General features: G+C 72.7%; 19 protein-coding genes and 1 other RNA gene. 11 read left to right on the forward strand and 9 right to left on the reverse strand.

Features of this window, described 5'->3' with window-relative positions:
• Positions 1-66: 66 nt before the first annotated feature.
• The 3 genes from MMF93_RS09745 to MMF93_RS09755 all read left to right on the forward strand — a co-directional run bounded on the left by MMF93_RS09745 (position 67) and on the right by MMF93_RS09755 (position 1,789).
• Entirely contained in the window at positions 67-240 is a 174-nt protein-coding gene (locus tag MMF93_RS09745) for a DUF6243 family protein (RefSeq protein WP_242750795.1), read from the forward strand.
• A 135-nt stretch (positions 241-375) separates the two neighbouring features.
• The gene (gene ddaH, locus MMF93_RS09750; protein ID WP_242750796.1) at positions 376-1,182 is read left to right on the forward strand and encodes a dimethylargininase; all 807 of its coding nucleotides are present in this window, start codon (positions 376-378) and stop codon (positions 1,180-1,182) included.
• Between the two features lie 148 nt (positions 1,183-1,330).
• The gene (locus MMF93_RS09755; protein WP_242750797.1) at positions 1,331-1,789 is read left to right on the forward strand and encodes a carboxymuconolactone decarboxylase family protein; all 459 of its coding nucleotides are present in this window, start codon (positions 1,331-1,333) and stop codon (positions 1,787-1,789) included.
• Between the two features lie 150 nt (positions 1,790-1,939).
• On the opposite strand, the gene MMF93_RS09760 is transcribed toward MMF93_RS09755, so the two are convergent.
• Both MMF93_RS09760 and MMF93_RS09765 read right to left on the reverse strand, forming a co-directional pair.
• The gene (locus tag MMF93_RS09760) at positions 1,940-2,977 is read right to left on the reverse strand and encodes an ABC transporter permease subunit (protein ID WP_242750798.1); all 1,038 of its coding nucleotides are present in this window, start codon (positions 2,975-2,977) and stop codon (positions 1,940-1,942) included.
• Positions 2,974-3,996: an ABC transporter ATP-binding protein gene (locus tag MMF93_RS09765; RefSeq protein ID WP_242750799.1), complete on the reverse strand. Its 1,023-nt coding sequence runs from the start codon at positions 3,994-3,996 to the stop codon at positions 2,974-2,976. The genes MMF93_RS09760 and MMF93_RS09765 overlap by 4 nt, the downstream gene beginning before the upstream one ends.
• Before the next feature lie 309 nt (positions 3,997-4,305).
• On the opposite strand from MMF93_RS09765, the gene MMF93_RS09770 reads away from it, so the two are divergent.
• The 3 genes from MMF93_RS09770 to MMF93_RS09780 all read left to right on the forward strand — a co-directional run bounded on the left by MMF93_RS09770 (position 4,306) and on the right by MMF93_RS09780 (position 6,943).
• Positions 4,306-5,538: a sensor histidine kinase gene (locus MMF93_RS09770; protein ID WP_242757421.1), complete on the forward strand. Its 1,233-nt coding sequence runs from the start codon at positions 4,306-4,308 to the stop codon at positions 5,536-5,538.
• Entirely contained in the window at positions 5,535-6,191 is a 657-nt protein-coding gene (locus MMF93_RS09775) for a response regulator (RefSeq protein WP_274709442.1), read from the forward strand. The genes MMF93_RS09770 and MMF93_RS09775 overlap by 4 nt, the downstream gene beginning before the upstream one ends.
• Positions 6,192-6,376: 185 nt before the next feature.
• Entirely contained in the window at positions 6,377-6,943 is a 567-nt protein-coding gene (locus MMF93_RS09780) for a GNAT family N-acetyltransferase (protein WP_242750800.1), read from the forward strand.
• A 28-nt stretch (positions 6,944-6,971) separates the two neighbouring features.
• On the opposite strand, the gene MMF93_RS09785 is transcribed toward MMF93_RS09780, so the two are convergent.
• The 3 genes from MMF93_RS09785 to MMF93_RS09795 all read right to left on the reverse strand — a co-directional run bounded on the left by MMF93_RS09785 (position 6,972) and on the right by MMF93_RS09795 (position 10,703).
• Positions 6,972-7,964 (reverse strand): small ribosomal subunit Rsm22 family protein, encoded by a 993-nt coding sequence (locus MMF93_RS09785; RefSeq protein ID WP_242757425.1) that lies wholly within the window; start codon positions 7,962-7,964, stop codon positions 6,972-6,974.
• Positions 7,965-8,088: 124 nt separating this feature from the next.
• Positions 8,089-9,348, reverse strand: coding sequence for a serine hydrolase domain-containing protein (locus MMF93_RS09790; protein WP_242750801.1), 1,260 nt, complete (start codon positions 9,346-9,348; stop codon positions 8,089-8,091).
• Complete coding sequence (locus MMF93_RS09795; RefSeq protein WP_242750802.1) at positions 9,330-10,703, reverse strand: multidrug effflux MFS transporter; 1,374 nt, start codon at positions 10,701-10,703, stop codon at positions 9,330-9,332. The genes MMF93_RS09790 and MMF93_RS09795 overlap by 19 nt, the downstream gene beginning before the upstream one ends.
• Before the next feature lie 175 nt (positions 10,704-10,878).
• Between MMF93_RS09795 and MMF93_RS09800 the strand changes: the two genes are divergently transcribed.
• The 3 genes from MMF93_RS09800 (at position 10,879) to rnpB (ending at position 13,551) form a co-directional block, all read left to right on the forward strand.
• Positions 10,879-11,682, forward strand: coding sequence for an SDR family oxidoreductase (locus tag MMF93_RS09800; protein WP_242750803.1), 804 nt, complete (start codon positions 10,879-10,881; stop codon positions 11,680-11,682).
• Positions 11,683-11,902: 220 nt separating this feature from the next.
• Entirely contained in the window at positions 11,903-13,057 is a 1,155-nt protein-coding gene (locus MMF93_RS09805) for an alpha-hydroxy-acid oxidizing protein (protein ID WP_242757427.1), read from the forward strand.
• Positions 13,058-13,138: 81 nt separating this feature from the next.
• Positions 13,139-13,551, forward strand: an RNA gene (gene rnpB, locus MMF93_RS09810) — RNase P RNA component class A.
• 350 nt (positions 13,552-13,901) lie between these two features.
• Here the strand turns inward: rnpB and MMF93_RS09815 are convergent.
• From MMF93_RS09815 to MMF93_RS09825, 3 genes are all read right to left on the reverse strand, one after another.
• Positions 13,902-14,429, reverse strand: coding sequence for a carboxymuconolactone decarboxylase family protein (locus MMF93_RS09815; protein ID WP_242750804.1), 528 nt, complete (start codon positions 14,427-14,429; stop codon positions 13,902-13,904).
• Positions 14,430-14,815: 386 nt separating this feature from the next.
• Positions 14,816-14,980, reverse strand: coding sequence for a hypothetical protein (locus MMF93_RS09820; protein WP_242750805.1), 165 nt, complete (start codon positions 14,978-14,980; stop codon positions 14,816-14,818).
• 130 nt (positions 14,981-15,110) lie between these two features.
• The gene (locus MMF93_RS09825; protein ID WP_242750806.1) at positions 15,111-16,001 is read right to left on the reverse strand and encodes a LysR family transcriptional regulator; all 891 of its coding nucleotides are present in this window, start codon (positions 15,999-16,001) and stop codon (positions 15,111-15,113) included.
• 171 nt (positions 16,002-16,172) lie between these two features.
• On the opposite strand from MMF93_RS09825, the gene MMF93_RS09830 reads away from it, so the two are divergent.
• Complete coding sequence (locus tag MMF93_RS09830) at positions 16,173-17,492, forward strand: MFS transporter (RefSeq protein ID WP_242750807.1); 1,320 nt, start codon at positions 16,173-16,175, stop codon at positions 17,490-17,492.
• Positions 17,493-17,703: 211 nt separating this feature from the next.
• Here MMF93_RS09830 and MMF93_RS09835 read toward each other — a convergent pair whose 3' ends face one another.
• The gene (locus MMF93_RS09835; protein WP_242750808.1) at positions 17,704-18,432 is read right to left on the reverse strand and encodes a TetR/AcrR family transcriptional regulator; all 729 of its coding nucleotides are present in this window, start codon (positions 18,430-18,432) and stop codon (positions 17,704-17,706) included.
• 88 nt (positions 18,433-18,520) lie between these two features.
• Here MMF93_RS09835 and MMF93_RS09840 point away from each other — a divergent pair, with 88 nt between their 5' ends.
• On the forward strand, positions 18,521-19,381 hold the full coding sequence (locus MMF93_RS09840; protein ID WP_242750809.1) for an SDR family oxidoreductase: 861 nt from the start codon (positions 18,521-18,523) through the stop codon (positions 19,379-19,381).
• Positions 19,382-19,426: the final 45 nt, after the last annotated feature.

Consider the following 19,426-nt stretch of genomic DNA (forward strand, 5'->3'; position numbering starts at 1 on the left):
AGACGATACGTCTCGGCCCCCCGTTGCCTGACGGACCACCCGTGGACACGACGAGAGGAGACCCTCATGAGCAAGGGACGCGGCGGAAAGATGCTGGGCGTCGGCGGGACCCGCTCCCACCTGTCCCGCACGCAACTGCGCGGCGACGGCGGGCACGGCGGCCACGGCCCCGGCGGCACCGCCGATCCGCTCACCCAGAAGCGCGAACTGCTCCGCAGACTGCGCGAGTCGCGCGACTGAGACGGGACACCCGCGAGCGAGCCCGCACAACAGGGCCGCCCCGGCGCTCAGTTGTCCGACTACCCGCGCAAAAGGGCTCCTCAGGGGGAATCATCGGCATACCGCATCGTGTGCACCGCCCCTGAGGAGCCCGAGATGTACGCAACCCGTCGCTATCTGATGTGCCCTCCGGTCCACTTCCGCGTCACGTACTCCATCAACCCCTGGATGGACCCCGCCAAGCCCGTGGACCTCCCCCTCGCGCTCGCCCAGTGGGAGGCGCTGCGCGACCGCTACCGCACGCTCGGACACACCGTCGAGCTCCTCGACCCGGTGCCAGGGCTGCCCGACATGGTGTACGCCGCCAACGGCGCCACCGTCATCGAGGGCCGGGTACTGGGCGCACGGTTCGCCCACCCCGAACGCGCCGCCGAAGCCCGGGCCCACCGCGCCTGGTACCGCGCGCACGGCTTCGGCGACGTCACCGAACCCGCCCATATCAACGAGGGCGAGGGCGACTTCGCCGTCACCGCCTCCTGGCTGCTGGCCGGGCGCGGCTTCCGCAGCAGCCCGCTCTCCCACGGGGAGGCACAGGAGTTCTTCGGACGGCCCGTCATCGGCCTCGACCTGGTCGACCCCCGCTACTACCACCTCGACACGGCGCTGTGCGTCCTCGACCCGGACACCGAGGACGTGCTCTACCACCCGGCCGCGTTCTCCTCCGGCAGCCGGGCCGTGCTCGCGCGGCTGTTCCCCGACGCGCTGCTCGCCGACGAGTCCGACGCGCTCGCGCTCGGCCTCAACGCCGTCAGCGACGGCCACCACGTCTTCCTGCCCGAAGCGGCCACAGGCCTCTTCGCACCGCTGCGCGCCCGGGGTTACGAACCCGTGCCCGTCGCGCTCACCGAACTGCTCAAGGGCGGCGGCAGCGTCAAGTGCGTGACGGCCGAACTGCGGCCGTGAAGAGCCGCCGTGCCGGCGCCGTGCCGGAATGTGCGGGGTACCGGCGCCGTTACCCGGGGGCCCGTCGGCTCGTCTCCCTGACGAGAGGGCGCGGCGCCCCGGGCAACGGAGGGGGCGCCGCGCCGTGGCGCACGAGCGAGGAGTAACGATGGCACGTCTCGACATGGGGAGGGCGGCTCCCGAGCCCTACAAGGCGCTCGGCCAGGCCCAGGGCGCGCTCGACGCCGGGCCGCTGGACGCGACGGTGCGCGAACTCGCCAAGATCCGCGCCTCCCAGCTCAACGGCTGCGTCTTCTGCGTGGACCTGCACACCCGCCAGGCGCGCGGGGCGGGCGAGAGCCAAAGCCGGCTCGACCACCTGCCGGTGTGGGAGGAGTCGGAGCTGTTCACCGCGCGGGAGCGGGCCGCCCTCGCCTACACCGAGGCGGTCACCCGGCAGGTACGGGTGGCCGACGCGCTGTGGCAGGAGGTGTGCGAGCACTTCCCCGACGAGGCGGAGCGCGGCCACCTCGTCGCCCAGGTCGCCCTGATCAACGCCTTCAACCGGCTGGGCGTCCCGCTCGAGATGAGGCCGGCGCCGGCGCCTGGCGGCTCGCAGCGGGCCTGAGCGGACGGCCGGACGCCGGTGCCGGTGCCGGCCCGGGCCGGGCCGGGCAGCGGCGGGACGCGGCGGGACGCGGCCGGTGCGGGGCGCGGGCCAGGACGCGCCGAGGGGCCGGCTCGTCGCCGAGCCGGCCCCTCGGTGCCCTGGCATGTGTCACAGCAGTCGCCCGCGGCCCCAGGTCAGGACGAAGGCGACGACGGCGGCGGTGACGGCGAGCATGAGGCCGGCTCCGAGCCACTGCATCGTGTGCATCTGGGAGACGGGCAGGTAGTCGACGGCCCGGCCGATGACGTCCTTGGACTCCAGGCACGCGGTGTGCGCCTTGGTGTGCTCCTGCTGAGCCAGGCACGTCGTCCAGTCCAGCTTCTGGCCCGAGCTGGTGAGGAAGTACGCGCCCTGGCCCTGCTGCACCGCCTGGTCGGGCAGGGTCGGAAGCCCGCCGTCGCCGCCGTTGTGCGTGGTGGCCGTCATGACGTGGCCCAGGTCCAGGCGGAACCGGTCCCACACCACGCTGAGCGCCCCGACGACGCCGAGCGTGACCACCATCGAGACCAGCGTGCGGCGCAGCACCATGCCGACCGCCACGCCCACCGAGAACGTGAGCAGCGCGTAGGCCACGGGCACGGGCCCCGTGCCGTCGAAGAAGACGTTGCTGGTCCACTCCAGGGTGTCGGCGCGCCCCCTGAGCGGGCCCCACCACCAGGTGAAGACCGCGCCGAGAACAGCGGTGCACAGCGCGATCAGCCCGGCGGTCATGACGAGCTTCGTGGTGAGCCACCGCAGTCGGCTGACGGACTGGGAGGTCACCAGCTTGGCGGTGCCGGACTCCAGGTCACCGGCGATCAGCGGGGCGCCGAGGAAGACACCGAGCAGGACGGGGACGTAGCCCAGGAAACTTCCGAAGGTGAACAGGCGGTTGGTGTACTTCTCGAAGTCGGGCGGCAGTCCTTCCGACTTCCGCCCGGACGCGTCCAGGGCGTTCAGCTGGTCCATCAGCTGCCCGCGCAGCCAGACCATGGCGACCACGCCCACGAGGGTGAGGCCGATGAGGGTCCAGTACGCGGCCCGGTGCTGGCGCCAGACGAGCCAGGCCGTACCGGAGAGCCGGGGTACGGACCGCCGGGAGGCGCGTCCTTCGCGGGGCGGCACCGCGGGTGCCGAGGGGGTCGGATCAAGGGTGGGGGTCGTCATGCTGTCACCGTCTCGGGCTGGTCGCGGGTGAGGATGTCGTGGATGTCGCCGGGCTGGGCGCTGGGGGCGATCAGCGCAGGCACGTCGGGCGACCGCAGATAGCCGAGGAGAAGCTCCTCCAGGGTGGGTGGCGCGGCCGGCGCGCCGTACTCGACCGGCCCGCCGAGGCGCACCAGGACGCCGGTCCTGCCCTCCTCGCCCCGGGCCCCGACGGCGCCCCGGGCCCCGACGGCGCCGCGGGACTCGATGACCCGGTGCGGTGCGAGGTGGGGCGACGGGCCGCCGTCCGGGGCGGCGAGCAGGGCGTGCGCGGCGCGCAGTTCGTCGACCTCGCCCGCGAGCCGCAGTCCGCCGTTCGCGACGACGAGGAGGTAGTCGCAGATGTACTGGAGCTCGGCGAGCATGTGCGAGGACACCAGTACCGTCGTGCCGTGCTGCGCGGCCTCCGCCGTCAGCGTCTCCATGAGTTCACGGCGGACCAGCGGGTCGAGATCGGACATCGGCTCGTCGAGGATGAGCAGGTCGGGGCGTTTCCCGAAGGCCAGCGCGAAGGCGACGCGGGTGCGCTGCCCGCCGGAGAGAGTCCCGATCCGCGCCGTCAGCGGCACCTGGCCCGCGCTGACGATCCCTTCCGCGACACCCTGGTCCCAGCGGGGGTTGAGCTCGCGGCCGAGCCGCAGGGTCTCGGCCACGGTGAAGCGCCGGAACAGCGGCTTCTCCTGGGACAGGAACGCGGTGCGCCGGACCGCCCCCTGCGAACCCGGTGCCTCGCCGAACACCCGCAGGGCGCCGGTCGTCGGCTGGATCATGTGGGTGACCAGGCTCATCAGGGTCGACTTGCCCGCCCCGTTGGGGCCGACGAGGCCGCACACCCGCCCCGCGGGCAGCCGGAAGGACACCTCGCGCAACGCCCAGCCGCGCCGGTACTTCTTGCCGAGCCCGTGGGCCTCGATCGCCGACGTGCCGGCGGGGTGCGCGTACCCCGCCGGGCCCGGGTGGTGGGTGGCTGAGTGGTTCACGTGGGGCTCCTGAACGTACATGCGTGCGGGTGGGGCGCAGCAGGGACTGCCTGAGGTCTGCGCAGCCGACTGCCTGAGGTCCGCGCGGCCGCCGTCGAAGCCGAGGGCCCGGCGGCGGGACGCGGCGTGCGGCGTCCCGCCGAACCAAGGTGGGCCGTGACCATGACATGCTCCTCGGGTGAGGGAAGGCGAACGCCGCCCGGTGAGCACCACTCTTCTCCGCCGCGCCCCGCGGCGGATCGGGCGAAAGACAGATCTTGCGCGACCGGCTCCGACTTTCGGCCGGTCGGCGGGGAGCAGGTGAAGACGATGGCGGAGGCGGCGGACGGAGCGGCCGCACCCACGGCCGCGCGTGGCCAGGTTCGAGCGCGGGTACTGCCCGTTCCGGTATGGACGCTGCTGATCGTGGGCCTGGCCGGCCTCGTGGCGCTGGACTGGGCGGCCGGTTTCTACTGGATCGTGGACCACGGCCCCGCCAAGCTCGTCGGCGCGCTCCTGGCGGTCGGCCTCGTCGTGGCCTCGCCCCGGCTCGGCAACCGGACACTGCCGGTGGCCGCCTGCGCACTCGCTGCCGTGTCGCTGTGTCTCTCGGTGTGGCTGCGCCTGGAGATGCCGACCGGATCGCAGACGATGGGGTTCGCCGAGCCGGCGGCGCTGGTGTGGCTGCTGCTGCTCGTCGCCCGCCGCGGGCAGCCGTCGTGGGCGACGGCCGCCGCCCCCGCGCTGTGGCTGGCGATCGTGCTGCGGCCCGTGTCGGTCACCTTCCGGCAGTCCACCCTCATCATGGCGCTGCTCTTCGCGCTGGCAGCGGTCACGGCGCTGGGCATCGGCCTCGGGATGCGCCTGCTGCTGGCGGACCGGCGCAGGCAGGCGGCGGCCCTCAGACTGGAGCAGCGGACCGAGTTCGCCAGAGACCTGCACGACTTCGTCGCCCACCACGTGACCGGCATCGTCGTCCAGGCGCAGGGGGCCCAGGTGGTGGCGGACCGGCGGCCCGAACTCCTGCCACCCGCACTGGAACGCATCGAGCAGGCCGGAACGGAGGCGCTGACCTCCATGCGGCGCATGGTCGGGATGCTGCGCGACGCCGAGTCGGACGTGGCGCTGACCCCGCTGGCGGGCATCGACGAGGTGCGCACGCTCGTCGAGGAGTTCTCGACGATCGGTGGCGCCCGAGCCCGGCTGGAGTCGGAGGGCACCTTCGACGACCTGCCGGTGGAGGTGACCACCACCGCCCACCGGGTGGTGATGGAAGCCCTCACCAACGTGCGCAAGCACGCACAGGGCTGCACCGAGGTGCGGGTGCGCGTGGTCCGCTCCGCGGACCGGGTCGCCGTACGGGTCAGCGACGACGGACGGGCGCGCCACGTGTCCGACAGCGGCTTCGGGCTGCGGGGCCTGGCCGAGCGGGTGGGACTGATCGGCGGGGCCGTCCAGGCGGGCCCGGTGACCGCGGGCGGCTGGTGCGTCGAGGCGACGCTTCCTGTGGCACCGGCCTCCACGGCGGCCACGGCGTTCTCGAAGCGGGTGGCGGCCTCGTGACGATCCGGGTGCTGATCGCCGACGACCAGGCCATGGTCCGTGCCGGGTTCGCGATGGTCCTGGCCGCGGAGGACGACATCGACGTCGTCGCGGAGGCCGAGGACGGGGTGCACGCCGTGGAACTCGCCGAGCGCCACAAGCCCGACGTGGCGCTCATGGACATCCGTATGCCCCGCATGGACGGGCTGGAGGCGCTGCGCAGACTGACGCGGCCCGGCACCGTGAACCCACCGAAGGTCGTCGTGGTCACGACGTTCGACGACGACGCGTACGTGCAACGCGCCCTGAGCGAGGGCGCCTCCGGCTTCCTGCTCAAGGACTCGGGGCCCGCTCTCCTCGTCGAGGCCGTCAGAGCGGCGGCCTCGGGCAAGGCCCTGGTGAGCCCGGCCATCACGGTCCGGCTGCTGGAGCGCCTCAACAGCGCGGGGCCGTCCCCGCGCGCGCCCCACACGGCGCTCTCCCCACGGGAGGAGGCCCTGGTGCGGCTGGTGGCCAGAGGACTCACCAACGCCGAGATCGCCACCGAACTGACCATCTCGGTGGGCACGGTGAAGACCCACCTGACCAACGTGCAGACCAAACTGAGCGCCCGCAACCGCGTGGAGATCGCCGCCTGGGCCTGGGAATCAGGACTGGTGGACGGACGGGGGTGAGCAGAGGAAAAGCCCTTGCCGAGGACGCGACGCGGTCACTACGGTCGCGCCGACGCGAAGGACGCGTGCTCATGGGGAGGGGAGGTTGATGAATATGGCCGCCGTCGGCCCTCATCGGCATGCCCCCGTCCGGACCGCACGCTGACGCAGCGCGGCCCGGGTCGCTCAACGACCAGGAGTAACGCGTGTCTTCCTCCGCCTCACCCGCTCAACCCACCCCGCCCGCCCACGCCGACGTGCTCACCGAGCGCCTGGCACTGCGCCCCTGGACCACGGCCGAGACCGCCGCGGTCCTCGACGGCACCCGGCTCGCGCACTGGGCGCACGACTTTCCCGCCGACGGCGACCGCGTGATCGCGGGGTTCCTCGGTGAGCACCCCGCCTGGCGCGGCGCGCACGGCCATCGCTTGGTCGTCGAGCGCGAAAGCGGCCTGGTGGTGGGCTCGATCGGCTTGTTCTGGCCGCCCAGCGAGGGCGCCGTCGAGATCGGGTACGGCATCGTGGCCTCCCGCCGCGGCCGGGGCTACGCGCCCGAAGCCGTCCGGGCCCTGGCCGGGTTCGCCTTTACCGCGCCCGAGGTCCACACCGTGTGCGCCCGGGTGGAAGGGGCCAACTCCCCCTCGGTCCGCGTACTGGAGAAGGCCGGCTTCAGCCGGTGGGACGACGGGGACGGCGAGGGCGTCGGGGTTGGCGGCGAGGGTGTGGTCCGGTTCGGGGTCGCGGTTACCGATGTCGACCGCTCGCGGTGGTGACCTTCGGGGCCCGGGGGGCGCGACCGGTTCACCAGGTGCCGCCCCAGTCGGTCTTGCGGGCGGCGCGGTAGGTGTCGGCGCCGTCGCGCTTGGTGACGGTGCGGCGGGTGAGGCCGCCCTCGGGCGCGCACAGGTCCAGGAGCACCTGGCCCTTGCGCAGCAGCGGCTTGCGGACCACGCGCGCGGGGCCACCGGCGCCCGCGGCCTGGCCGAGGCCGTCCCGGACGGCTGCCACGTAGCTGTACTTCTCGTCCTCGTAGGCGAGTTCGCCTCCCTTCACCCGCCGGTGGAGGGAGGAGCGGGCGACCCGCACGGCGAAGTGGCACCAGTCCTGGCCGGCCACGAGCGGGCAGGCGGCACCGTGCGGGCAGGGCGCCAGCACGCGCAGCCCCGCCGCCAGCAGCGCGTCGCGGGCCTCGCGGATGCGCAGGTAGCCGTCCGGGGTGCCGGGCTCCACGAGGACGACCGCGCCCCGCGCCGCACGGGCCGCCGCGTCCACGACCGCGCGCCGGTCCTCGGCGTCCAGCTCACCCAGCACGTACGAGGCCGTCACCAGGTCGGCAGGCTCCATGGCCGGCACCGCACCGCGCAGCGACCCGGCCCGCCAGGCGGTCTCCCGTACGGCGTCGGCGGACGAGGCCAGCTCGCGGCCGAGAGCGAGTGCGGGCTCCGCCCAGTCGAGGACCGTCGTCGCCCGCGGTGCCGTCCGCGAGGTCTCCCACACGTGCGCCGCGGCCCATACCGCCGCGCCGGTACCGCCGCCGATGTCCAGGTGGGAGGCGGGTGCCCAGTCCGGGGCCCGGGCGGCGAGGGCGTCCAGCGCGGCGGAGGCGGCGGCGAAGGTGGCGGGCATGCGGTAGGCGGCGTACGCCACCGCGTCCGCGCGCCGGCGCAGTACGGGCGCGCCGGTGGGCGTCTCGCCCCGGTAGTGGCCGATCAGCCGCTCCACGGCGGCCGACGCCTGCCGCGCGGGCAGCCCGTCCACGAGGGCGGCGAGCGCGCCGCGCAGTTCTTGCTCCATCACGACGCCAGTGTAGGAAGTCGCGGCGTGTCGCCCGCCGCCTCGCCCCGGCGGCCCGGTACCCCGCTCCGGGATCCCGCCGCCTCCCCCGGGCAGCCCGGTACCTCGCCCCGGCGGTACGCGCTCAGCGCACCGCTCGGGCCAGCCTGGTGGCCGCCGCCGCGCGGGGGCGGTTGTCGGCGGGCCTGCGCACCGGGTGCACCGTGTTGGCCAGCAGTACCAGGAAGGTGTCGGTCACGGGGTCGAGGACGAGGCTGGTGCCGGTGAAGCCGGTGTGCCCGGCGGCCCGGGAGACGGGGGCCGAGGCGGCCCCGGCCCCTGGCCCGCCCCCGGTACCTGGCTCGGCCTCGTTCTCCGACGCCGGGCCGGACGCGGGCCCGGGGGGCGGTGTCGCGAGTTCGCCCATGAACCAGGCGGCGCCGGTCTGGAAGCCGAGGCCCGGCGGGTCGAGCAGGGCGGACACCGAGGAGGGGGCCAGGATGCGGGCCGGGCCGTAGGCGCCGCCGGTCAGCAGCGTGCGGCACAGGACGGCCAGGTCGTGGGCGGTGGAGAAGAGCCCGGCGTGCCCGGCGACGCCGCCCATGGCGTAGGCGTTCTCGTCGTGGACGCGTCCGTGCACCAGGCCCCGGTTGAGCTTGGCCCAGGGTTTGCGCTGGTCCTCCGTGGCGGCGATGCGGGGGCGCCAGGAGCGGGGCGGGCTGAAGCGGGTCCTGGTCATGCCGAGCGGCTTGGTGATGCCGTCGCGTACCAGGGCGTCCAGGGTCCGGCCCGTGACCTGGTAGAGCACCCGTTCGAGCAAGAGCAGGTTGAGGTCGGAGTACAGGTGCCGGCCGCCGGGCTCGGTGAGGGGCTTCTCCGACCACAGCAGCGCGGCGTGCTCGGCGGTGTTGTGCTCGTAGAAGGGCAGCTCGGCCCGTAGCCCCGAGGTGTGGGTGAGCAGGTGACGCACGGTGATGCCGTGGTCGGTGACCAGCCCGGCACGCGGGTCGGCGTACTCGACGACGAGCGCGTCCAGGTCGAGGGCGCCGCGCTCGACCTGCTGGAGGGCGGCGACGGCGGTGAACAGCTTGGTCACAGAGGCCACGTCGAAGACGGTGCCGGGCCGCATCGGCAGCCACTTCTCCCGCGGCAGTTCGACGGGCCGCCCGGCCTCGGGATCCCAGGCGGCGTACCGCAGCGCCCATCCCGCCGCGTGCTCGACGGCGACGTACGGGCCGCGGCCGGCCAGCACGACGGCGCCCGCGCACCATCCGGTGGCGGGCAGCCGGTCGATGTCGCCGGTCAGGTCGGCCAGGTGTTCGGTGGCGAGCCCGGCCTTGCGCTGGAAGCGGCGCCGCTCGGCGCCCTCCAGCGAGGCCGCGCTCTTCAGTCGCGTACGCGCCATGGGCGGCAGAGTCCCACGAAGGCGAGCGCGGCGAGTGCCACCGCGCTGAACTGGACGAGCGCCATGGGCACGGCCGTCTGCTCCCCCGCGACGCCCACGAGCGGCGAGGCGAGAGCGCCGACGAGGAACTGCGAGGTGCCCAGCAGCGCCGAGGCGGACCCGGCGGAGTGCGGGGTGCGCATCAGGGCCTGCGAGTTGGCGTTGGGCATGATCAGACCCATCCCCGACATCAGCACGCACAGGCCCGTCGCCAGCGGGGCGAGTCCGACCTCGCCGAACACGCCGGTCGTCATCACCAGCAGCGCCACCGTGGCGGCGCCCACCATGCACAGCCCGAAGGCCAGCACCCGGTCCAGGGAGACCCGGCCGACCAGCACCTTGCCGTTGAGCTGTCCGAAGGCGACGATGCCGATCGAGTTGACCATGAACAGCAGGCTGAAGGTCTGCGGCGACGCACCGTAGATCTCCTGCATGACGAACGGCGACGCCGACACGTAGGAGAACAGGGCGGCGAAGGCCAGGCTGCCGGTCAGCAGGTAGCCGGCGAAGACCCGGTCGGCCAGCAGTGCGCGCATGCTGCGCAGCGCGTCGGCCAGCCCGCCCTTGTGCCGCTGCTCGGCCGGCAGCGTCTCCGGCAGCTTGCGCGCAACGACCAGGACGAGCAGCAGCCCGATGGCGGAGAGGATGACGAAGACGCCCCGCCAGTCGGTGAAGCGCAGCACCTGTCCGCCCAGGACGGGCGCGAGGATCGGCGCGACACCGGAGATCAGCATGAGGGTGGAGAAGAAGCGGGCCATCGCCAGCCCGTCGTACAGGTCGCGGACCACGGCCCGCGCGATCACCACCCCGGCCGCACCGGCGAGCCCCTGGACGAGCCGGCAGACGGTGAGCGTCGCGGCGGTCGGTGCCAGCGCGCACGCGACACCCGCGACGACGTAGGCGCCCATGCCGATCAGCAGCGGGCGGCGGCGCCCGAACCTGTCGCTCATCGGGCCGACGATCAGCTGGCCGACGGCGAGCCCGATCAGGCAGGCCGTGAGGGTGAGCTGCGCGGTGGCGGCGGGCACGTGGAGCGCGCCGCCGACCTCCGGCAGCGCCGGGAGGTACATGTCGATGGACAGGGGCGGAAGCGCGGTGAGCCCGCCGAGGATGAGGGTGATCAGCAGCCCCGCGCGGCGGCGGCGCGTCAGGCCCGGCACGGAGGGGACTGCTCCGGCGGAGGCCGGTGGGCGGGGGGAGGAGGCGGGAGACGGGGACGCGGGTGCGGACTGCGGGTGGAGCGGGGGTTCGTGGTGCGGGGGCTGCGAGGTCTCGGCGGGTATTGCGGCCGGTTGCTGGGGGCCGGGGCTGGTCATGCACCTCTCCAGGAGATTGTCACGGGCGCGAACATTCTCCCAGGCTTTCCGGCAACGGCCCATATCTTTGTTCGCCCGCCCCTCCCCCACCTGGCCGGAAACGGACCCGGAAACGGGCCCGGTGACGAACCCCACACCGGACGGCGGCGCGCAGGACCCCGCGTACGCTGCGCCCATGACGCAGGAGCACCAGCAGCAGCACGACAACCACGACGCGCCCGCCCCGGCCCCCCGGCACAGCACCGCGGTGGTCACCGGCGCGGGCTCCGGCATCGGGCGGGCCGTCGCTCTGGAGCTGGCCGATGCCGGCTGGTCGGTGGCGCTGGCCGGCCGCAGGCACGCGGCGCTGGAGGAGACCGCTGCACTCGCAGGCGGCAACGCGACCACCCTGTGCGTGGCCACCGACGTCACGGAACCGGCGGCGGTCGCCGCCCTCTTCGAGACGGTGCGCGACACCTGGGGGCGGCTCGACCTGCTCTTCAACAACGCGGGCACCTTCGGGCCCGGCGTGCCGCTGGAGGACCTCACCTTCGAGCAGTGGCGCACCGTCGTCGACGTCAACCTGCACGGCGCCTTCCTGTGCGCCCAGGGCGCCTTCCGGCTGATGCGGGATCAGCACCCCAAAGGAGGCCGCATCATCAACAACGGCTCCCTGTCCGCGCACACCCCGCGCCCCGGCTCCGTCGCCTACACCGCCACCAAGCACGCCGTCACCGGCCTGACCAAGTCCCTGTCCCTGGACGGCCGTCCGTACGACATCGCCTGCGGCCAGATCGACATCGGCAACGCCGCCACCGAGATGACCGCCGCCATGACCCGGGGCGTGCCCCAGGCCGACGGCACCGTCGCGGCGGAACCCACCATGGACGCCTCCGACGTCGCCCGCACCGTGCGCCACATGGCCTGCCTGCCCAGGGAGGCCAACGTCCAGTTCGCGACGGTGATGGCCACGAAGATGCCCTACGTCGGGCGCGGCTGAACCGGATACGAGCCGCGCACGCCGCCGTCGGACCTGAGGCCGAGATCACGTTCCCCAGGCCGTCCCTGCTGTGGCCTGAGCGGGCCGCGGCGCAGCAGACTCGGCGCGCAGCGACCCGTGAAGGAGCCCCACCGTGACCGACCCCGCACCCACGTCCTCCCCCGGCCCCACTCCCACCCCGGCCCCGGCCCCCGCGCACTTCGCGAACTACCAGAACGAGATCTACCTGCACGGCCTCGAGGACCGCGTACCCCCGTTCACCACTGACGGCACGGCCCTCGGCGCCTCGGCCCGCGCCCACCTCGACGCCGGCGCCTTCGGCTACCTCGCGGGCTCCGCCGGCTCCGGCGCCACCCACCGCGCCAACCGGGAGGCGTTCGACCGTCACCGGCTCGTCCCGCGCATGCTCACCGACGCGACCCACCGCGACCTGCGCACCACCGTGCTGGGCACCCCGATGCCCGCGCCCGTGCTGCTCGCGCCGCTCGGGGTGCAGTCGATCGTGCACCCGGACGCCGAGCCGGCCACCGCGCGCGCCGCGGCCTCGCTCGGACTGACGATGACGCTGTCCACCGCCTCGTCCCACACCCTCGAAGACGTCGCGGAAGCCGGCGACGACAGCGGCGCAGACGGCGCGGGGGCGTCGCGCTGGTTCCAGCTCTACTGGCCGAACGACGACGAGGTGTGCGCCAGCATCCTCGGACGGGCGCGCCGTGCGGGGTACACCACGCTCGTCGTCACCCTCGACACCTGGACGCTGGCCTGGCGTCCACAGGACCTGGACCGGGCCTACCTGCCGTTCATCCGGGGCGTCGGCACGGCGATCCCGTTCTCCGACCCGGCCTTCCGCGCCGGCCTGGCCAAGCCTCCCGAGGAGGACCTGGCCGCGGCGGTGCTGCGCTGGGTGCCGATGTTCACCGGGACGGACAGATCGTGGGACAGGCTGTCGTTCCTGCGGGAGCACTGGGACGGGCCGATCGTCCTCAAGGGCATCCAGCACCCGGACGACGCCCGCCGCGCCGCCGACGCGGGCATGGACGGCATCGTCGTCTCCAACCACGGGGGCCGCCAGGTCGACGGCGCGATGGCGTCACTGGACGCGCTGCCCGCAGCCGTACGGGCGCTCGAAGGCACGGGCGTGGAGGTGCTGTTCGACTCGGGGATCCGCACCGGCGCCGACGTGCTCAAGGCGCTCGCGCTGGGCGCCCGCGCCGTGCTGGTCGGCCGGCCGTTCGCCTACGGTCTCGCGCACGGCGGCGAGGAGGGCGTACGCCACGTGCTGCGCTCACTGCTGGCCGATCTCGACCTCACGCTGGGCCTGACGGGCCACCGCACACCGGACGAGCTCACCCCCGACGACCTCCACCTGCGCTGAGGCCCCCGGGAGGCCGGCCGCGGCGGGCGCCGGGCGTGCGGTGCCCGGCCGGTCGCCGGGTAGCATGGGCGGCACGGCGGACGAGCCGGCCGGACGGTCGCGTCGAGGAAGCGAACCGCTTTCTCGCCGAGGAACGTCCGGGCTCCACAGGGCAGGATGGTGGGTAACGCCCACCCGGGGTGACCCGCGGGACAGTGCCACAGAAAGCAGACCGCCGGTGCCGTATCCGTACGGCTGCCGGTAAGGGTGAAACGGTGGTGTAAGAGACCACCAGCGCCCAGGGCGACCTGGGCGGCTCGGTAAACCCCATCCGGAGCAAGGTCAAGAGGGGCCGCACTCGCGGCTCTGCGCGGACGACCGAGGGCTGCCCGCCCGAGTCCGCGGGTAGACCGCACGAGGCCGGTGGCAACACCGGCCCTAGATGGATGACCGTCGCCTCCGGGCGCCGCAAGGCCCCGAAGGAACAGAACCCGGCGTACAGGCCGACTCGTCCGCCCCCACCTGGGGCTTCACCCTGGGGCTTCCCCCTGGCACGGGCCTCTGACCTGCGTGCGTCGAAGGCCAGGCCCTTCCCGGGCTTTCACGCCCTTGCCGCTTCACGCGGCTCGGTGGCCCCAGGGCGTGCCGTGTCTCTGCCGCACGCAGAACCTCAGACCTACGCATTACGCGCACGTCAGCGCCCATGCTGCGGCGTGGTCTCATCGCGGTTCGAGGGAACGAGGGGCGGGGCGGGGAGCGGGCGCGGCCTTCGGGGACCGTATCGAGGGCCTGCTGCGCGTCCTGGAGCGGGAAGGTCTCTCCCCAGGGCCGGACGCCGGAGGTGACGGCCTTCCGTCCCGCGAAGTCAGATGGCCAGCGCCACGAGAAAGCGGGAAACCATGTTGTAGGCCGACACGGTAGCGACCGCCTCGACTGTCTGCTTTTCGCCGAACAGACGCTTCAGCTCGTCGATGACCGCGGCTTCCACCTCAACCCGTTGTGTGGACTGGTCGGTGAGCGCGAGCAGTGCACGCTCCTCTTCGTTGAAGAGGTCGTCCGGCACGCTCTGCCTCCCCAGCGCTTCTGCCTTTTCTTCCGTGCCGCCCGCCTGCAGATACGCCGGGTGGTGCACTCCCCATTCGAAGTCCGCGCCGTTCAGGGCGGCCACCCGCAGCATGACGAGTTCGCGGTACTCCAGCGCGAGGTCGAATTCGGCGCGAACCCGTCCCAGCAACTCGTTCCAGCCTGTGGCGAGCGGGAAGCTCCGGAGAAGGACACGGTCGATCCCGATCAGCTCGCCGTTTGGTCGACGCCCCCGCATGCCCGCGAGCAGCTCGGGCGGGGGAGCGGGAAGGGTGTCGTCCTGCCACGGGGTGACGCGCACATCGCTCATTTTGCACTCCCAGGGTGGGGGGGGTCCGCACGAGATCGGACCCGGTTCGATGGTGGAATTCTTCTGCCCGTGAGACTCAGCTGCAGGGCTGACGACAGTGCCCACTCACAGGCGCGGGCTTGCGGCGGGGACATAGGTATTCCTGGCTGGTCCCCGCGAGAAAGGGTGCCGCACACGGCGTCCGGCGGACGGTATCCGCACGCCACGGCCGGGCCCGCGCCTGCACGGACGGTATGGCGGGAGGCCCGGCCCGCGTGCCGGGTGAAAGTTCAGGCGGTGCCGTAGACGCGGACCTCCGGGTCCGACTCCAGCAGCGGCGCGAGTTCGCGGACCACGTCCTGGGTGAACAGCTCGCTGTCCAGGTACGCGTTGGCGTCCGCGACGGACTAGAAGCCGTGGAGCACCTGCACGTCCTCGTCCCGGACGAGGAGTTCCTTGCTGACGGCGCCGGTGATGGTGCCCAGGAACGGCTGCTTGTACTTCTCATACACACCGGCGGCAGCGGCGCGGTTGTCCGCAGCCACCTGGAGGGTGACCTCAAGATATGCCATGGTTATGCCTCACTCCTGTGGGGGCCGGGGGTCAGAGCGGCGTCTACCGCGCTCCACCTGTCACGTTAGGCACCCCGAGGGGCATCAGGTAGAGGAGCTCAGTGAATCCCGGCATAAGCAATACGCATGGCTAGCGAGGGGCGGCCGCGAGGCTGTCGGCCAGGCTCAGCAGATCTTCCGCGAGCGGGGAGCCGGAACTCCAGACGGCTTCGAAAGAGATTTGCACCTCCCGGCCCCCGTCCATCAGGGAGCGGTGGGGCACATCGGGTGAGGCGAGCTTCGAGCGGGGGACCATGGCTGAGCCGAGGCCGAGCTTCGCCCAGTCCTCCAGGACTCGGTAGCTGGCCGCTTCTCCCGGATAGGTGCGCAGGGGCATCTCGTGGGCTTGGAAGAGCTGGGTGGTGAACGTGGTCAGGCCGCAGGTGTCCGGAACGAGGATGAACTGCTCCTTGCCGGCCTCTTCGAGCTCGACGGTTTCCGGCTCCGCGGTTCGGGGGCTGACGACGACAATGGGTTCGACATCGATGACCCGATGCTCGTAGCGCGGCATCGCGGCCACGGCCGGGATCAGGATGATGTCAAGCTCTCCGGCGCGCAGCTCGGCCCGCAGGGTCTCCATGTCCGCCTCGCGCAGCACAAGGTCACGGGCCACGGGCAGGTCCCGGACCATTCCGAAGGATCGCGCCACCAGGTCGGCGGCGATCAGCGGGGAGACCCCCATCCGGATCCTCCGCTCGCCGGGGTCGGTCAGCCGCTTCGCCTCCGCCACCACGGCGTCCAGGGCCGCCACGGCAGAGGAGATCAACGGCAGCATCCGCACGCCGAAGGCGGTCAGGGTCACCCCGCGAGGGGAGCGGTCGAACAGCTTGTCCCCCAGTCGTTGCTCCAGCTTGGCGATCCCGTTCGAGAGCGCGGGCTGCGTCACCCCGTACGCCCGGGCGGCGGCGCTGAACGACTTGGTCTCACCCACCGCCTGCGCGTACCGCAGCCCTTCGAGATTCAGCCGTTCGGCCATAGACATCGCCTATCCCCACATTCACCGTTCTGCCCTACCGGGCGTCCTGTCCTGTCCTTACGGTGGGCCACCGTCTATTCAACATAACCAAAGGCAATGCACGAGATGCCCCGCTCGGCCGCCGGGGCCAGGGGTTCCTTGCACCACCGGGCGGACATCCGGAAGGAGTACCGGTACGTGACCGCGTCGCAAGAGATACGTGCCGTGCCCTGGCAGGCAGAGGCGCGAGTGGCCGGCGTGCAGAAGCGCACCGTCCGGCTCCTGGCAGCGGCCCAGGTCGTCGGCGGGATCGGCATCGGGGTGTCCGTGTCCGTCGGTGCCCTGTTGGCCGAGTCCGTGGCCCACAGCGAGACCTACGCAGGGCTGGCCCGCACCGCCATGACAGCGGGCGCCGCCGCGATCGGCATACCCCTGGCACTCCTCGCCCAGCGGCGAGGACGGCGGACCGCTCTGTCCACCGGATGGCTCACGGCCGCTGTCGGCGGAGTCGTCCTCATCGCCTCCGCGGTGATCACGTCGGTACCGCTGCTCGTCATGGGGATGCTGCTCTTCGGCGTCGGCAGCGCCACGAACCAACAGAGCCGCTACGCCGCCGCCGACCTGGCCGCCCCGCACCGCCGCGCCCGGGCACTGTCCACCGTGGTATGGGCGACGACGATCGGCTCCGTCATCGGCCCGAACCTCGCCGACCCAGGCGCTGCGATCGCCTCCGTACTGCACCTGCCCTCACTGACCGGGGCGTTCGTCCTGGCCACCCTCTGCATGGCGCTGGCAGCTCTCCTGCTGTGGGCCGGCCTCCGCCCCGACCCGCTGCGGCTCGCCCGGCAGCAGGCGGACACCGATCAACAGCAGGGAGCCGGCACCCACGCCCACGCCACCTCCGGCGCACCCACTCCGGCACGGGAAGAACAGACCGCAACCGTGGGCAGGGCCCTGCGCCACCTCCGCCGCTCGCCGCATGCCGCCTTCGCGTTCGTGAGCATCGTCGTGGCCCACACGACGATGGGGGTGATCATGACGATGACCCCCGTCAGCATGTCCGAGAACGGGGCCGGCCTCTCCATCGTCGGAATCACCATCAGCGGCCACCTGCTGGGAATGTACGCACTCTCGCCCCTCGTCGGCTGGCTCGCCGACCGGTTCGGACACCTGCCGACCGCAGTGGCGGGGCAAGCGGTCTTCCTCGTCTCGGCGCTGCTGTCAGGCCTGAGCCACGGCTCGGTCCCCTTGATGATGACCGGACTGTTCCTGCTCGGCCTCGGCTGGTCCTTCAGCCTGGTCGCCGGCTCCGCGATGCTCACCGAAGCCACACCCACCGCCCTGCGGCCCGGCCTCCAAGGCACCACGGACACCGCCATGAACGTCGTCGCCGCCCTCGGCGCCGGCCTCGCCGGACCCCTCATGCACAGCATCGGCTTCGCCGGACTCAACCTCGCCGCAGCGACCCTCGTCCTCCCCGTAGCACTCTTCTGGCTCCTCCTCGCCCGGGCCCACTGACCAATTCCAGCCCACCACCCGAGCCCGACAGAAGAAGAGATCGGCCGAGCCGCACGTAGACGCCCGAACGAGCACACGATCCAGACATGATCATGACGTCTCCCCTCGCCCCTTGCTGCTTCACGCGGCCCGAAGTCCCTCACAAGTCCCTCGGATCATGCCCCAGGTGTATTGACCACGAGCGTTGTCAACAGTGGGCGGCGGAGCGTGATCAGGCCTGCGGCGTGCCACCGTCCACCGCCAGGCGCGTGAGCCACTCACGCAGCAGGCGCTGCTCGGCGTCGCTCAGGACATCGGCGTCGTCGGGGAGGGCGGCACGCAGCGCGCGGGCCGCTGCGGCGGGACCGGACTCCGCGGCGGGGACCGCCGGCTCGGCGCGGGTGACGGCCGCGACCATCGACTCACGCAAGACGGTCAACAGCGCCGGATTGCGGCGGTCCGCGGGGACGGAGTGCCAGGTGGTGACCGCGCCCTGGCCGGTTGCCTGAATGATTTGGGCGGCCAGTTCCTCGTCGACCCGCAGCCATCCTCCGGCCGCCAGCCGACGCACCCGCCCATGGAGGATCTCCAGACCCGCGCGGTGTGCCACGTCCGATCCCCGGCCGGTGGCCTGGTTCATCACCGCGAACAACTCGGGACGGGAGACCCCGAACTCGACCACCATGTCCCAGCCGCGGCGCAGCTCCTCCACCGGGTCCTGCGGGGCGGGGTCGAGTTGCGCGCGCTTTCTCTCCAGGAACTGCGCGTAGCCGTGCTCGGCGACGGCCGCAAGGAGTCCCTCCTTGTCGCCGAAGAGGCGGTAGATCGCCGGCGGCTGCATTCCGGCCGCGGCGGCGACCGCGCGGGTGCTCACCGCGTCAGGGCCGCCGTTCTCCAGCAGCTCGACGGCCGCCTCGACGATGCGGCGCTGAGGGCTGTCGGTGGAGTCGCGCGTAGCCATGAACCGATGATACCGAGAATTGATTCCACCGGCATTTCCAGTGTTACCGTTGAAATGATTCCGCTGGAACTAGCGTCGGGAGAACCCCATGATCATCGTGACCGGAGCCACCGGAAAGCTCGGCCGCCGCACCGTCGAGCGCCTCCTGGAGCGCGTCCCCGCCGACCGCGTCGGCGTCAGCGTCCGCGACCCCCGCAAGGCCCAGGACCTCGCCGACCGCGGCGTCCGCGTCCGGCAGGGCAGCTTCGACGACCCCGCCTCGCTCGCGCACTCCTTCGAAGGCGCCGAGCAACTGCTCCTGGTCTCCCTCGACCGCACGGGCCCAGAGTGCGTCGCAGGCCACCGCGCCGCCATCGACGCCGCTGTGCAGGCCGGCGTCGGACGCATCCTCTACACCAGCCAGATGGGCGCCGCCCACGACGCTCGGTTCCAGGCATGCCGCGACCACGCCCAGACCGAGGACCTGCTGCGCGCCACCGGGCTGCGCTGGACCGCACTGCGCAACGGCTTCTACGCCTCCAGCGCCCTGCAGTTCCTGGAGTCCGCCCGCCACACCGGCGACATCGCCCTCCCCGCCGACGGCCCCGTCGCCTGGACCGGCCACGACGACCTCGCCGAGGCCACCGCGGTGATTCTCGCCGAGGAGGCGCGCTTCGAGGGGCCCACCCCGCCACTCACCGGCCCGGCGGCGCTCGACTTCGACGCCGTCGCCGAGATCGCGTCCCAGGCCACCGGACGGCCCTTCACCCGCACCGTCGTCCCCGACGACGCCTTCCGCGAGCAGGTCCTGGCGCACGGCGCCCCGGCCCCGATCGTCGACCTGATGCTGAGCATCTTCGCCGCGGCGCGGAACGGCGAGTTCACCGCCGTCGACTCGACGCTGGCCGAGCTGATCGGGCACGAGCCCGCCACCTTCCGCACCCAGCTGGAGCATGCCTGGGCCGAATAGATCCAGTGGGGCGCGCAGACGGCCCCGGCCTGACTCGCCGCCCAC

The organism is Streptomyces tubbatahanensis, from assembly GCF_022699385.1.
GTDB lineage: Bacteria > Actinomycetota > Actinomycetes > Streptomycetales > Streptomycetaceae > Streptomyces > Streptomyces diacarni.

What these genes read in the sequence shown, in the direction of transcription:
- MMF93_RS09835 (WP_242750808.1), bottom strand. Translation starts at nt 18,432, where the DNA reads ATGGCTACGCGCGACTCCACCGACAGCCCTCAGCGCCGCATCGTCGAG.
- MMF93_RS09785 (WP_242757425.1), bottom strand. Translation starts at nt 7,964, where the DNA reads ATGGAGCAAGAACTGCGCGGCGCGCTCGCCGCCCTCGTGGACGGGCTG.
- MMF93_RS09755 (WP_242750797.1), top strand. Translation starts at nt 1,331, where the DNA reads ATGGCACGTCTCGACATGGGGAGGGCGGCTCCCGAGCCCTACAAGGCG.
- MMF93_RS09795 (WP_242750802.1), bottom strand. Translation starts at nt 10,703, where the DNA reads ATGACCAGCCCCGGCCCCCAGCAACCGGCCGCAATACCCGCCGAGACC.
- MMF93_RS09820 (WP_242750805.1), bottom strand. Translation starts at nt 14,980, where the DNA reads ATGGCATATCTTGAGGTCACCCTCCAGGTGGCTGCGGACAACCGCGCC.
- MMF93_RS09760 (WP_242750798.1), bottom strand. Translation starts at nt 2,977, where the DNA reads ATGACGACCCCCACCCTTGATCCGACCCCCTCGGCACCCGCGGTGCCG.
- ddaH (WP_242750796.1), top strand. Translation starts at nt 376, where the DNA reads ATGTACGCAACCCGTCGCTATCTGATGTGCCCTCCGGTCCACTTCCGC.
- MMF93_RS09745 (WP_242750795.1), top strand. Translation starts at nt 67, where the DNA reads ATGAGCAAGGGACGCGGCGGAAAGATGCTGGGCGTCGGCGGGACCCGC.
- MMF93_RS09790 (WP_242750801.1), bottom strand. Translation starts at nt 9,348, where the DNA reads ATGGCGCGTACGCGACTGAAGAGCGCGGCCTCGCTGGAGGGCGCCGAG.
- MMF93_RS09840 (WP_242750809.1), top strand. Translation starts at nt 18,521, where the DNA reads ATGATCATCGTGACCGGAGCCACCGGAAAGCTCGGCCGCCGCACCGTC.
- MMF93_RS09770 (WP_242757421.1), top strand. Translation starts at nt 4,306, where the DNA reads ATGGCGGAGGCGGCGGACGGAGCGGCCGCACCCACGGCCGCGCGTGGC.
- MMF93_RS09815 (WP_242750804.1), bottom strand. Translation starts at nt 14,429, where the DNA reads ATGAGCGATGTGCGCGTCACCCCGTGGCAGGACGACACCCTTCCCGCT.
- MMF93_RS09800 (WP_242750803.1), top strand. Translation starts at nt 10,879, where the DNA reads ATGACGCAGGAGCACCAGCAGCAGCACGACAACCACGACGCGCCCGCC.
- MMF93_RS09825 (WP_242750806.1), bottom strand. Translation starts at nt 16,001, where the DNA reads ATGTCTATGGCCGAACGGCTGAATCTCGAAGGGCTGCGGTACGCGCAG.